Genomic DNA, 779 nt, shown 5'->3' with positions numbered 1-779 from the left:
TGTTGTGGGTATGGACGTTGTTGACGCGGGACTGAAGTAGACGGGCTGGTCCTCGGCGTAAGAATGGGAGTTGCGACACAACCGTTCTCGACCAAAAAGGACCAGCCCTGTGACACACCGTAATGCCCCACTCACTGTCGAAGGAAGACGACGACTCGTCGAGCGGTGCCAGAGCCGTCCGATCGCCCACGTCGCCGCAGAAATGGGTATCTCACGCCAATGCGCATCCAAGTGGGTCAACCGGCACCGCAAGTACGGTGACCTGGGACTGCAGGACCGATCCAGCACACCAATACACCAACCGGCCGCCACCGCGGCAGGGATCGTGACCGAGATCGAATCCATGCGACGAACCCGAAAATGGTCGGCCTCACGCATCACCTTCGAACTGGGAACCGACGACATCGTCATTGCTCGTCGAACAGTCACGAAAATTCTGCGGAACCTGGGATTGCACCGTCGCCGGTTCATCGACCCGAACGGCGAAACCAACCGAAAACCCCAGGTCATCATTGCGAAACGACCTGGTCAGATGGTCCACGTCGATGTGAAGAAAGTCGGGAAGATCCCCGACGGCGGCGGCTGGCGTGCCCACGGCCGCGGCTCCGAGCAGGCCAAACGATCCCAGCGCCGGAAAAAGAAGAACAAGCAGGCCCGCCTCGGCTACACCTACCTGCATTCCGCGATCGACGGCAACACCCGCCTGGCGTACACCGAAGCCCGCGACAACCAAACCGCTGCAACAGCAATCGATTTCATGAACAACGCCCGCGTCTTCT

General features: G+C 60.1%; 1 protein-coding gene. It reads left to right on the top strand.

The annotated features are described in order from the left end of the window. Positions 1-109 precede the first annotated feature (109 nt). Positions 110-779, top strand: a 670-nt coding sequence (locus AC1Q6C_RS33680; protein WP_492667135.1) for a leucine zipper domain-containing protein, incomplete at its 3' end; no start/stop codon positions are given.

It is taken from the genome of Rhodococcus sp. MT28 (assembly GCF_058792695.1).
The sequence above is the reverse complement of the archived record's forward strand: the minus strand, read 5'-3'. Positions and strand labels throughout refer to the sequence as shown.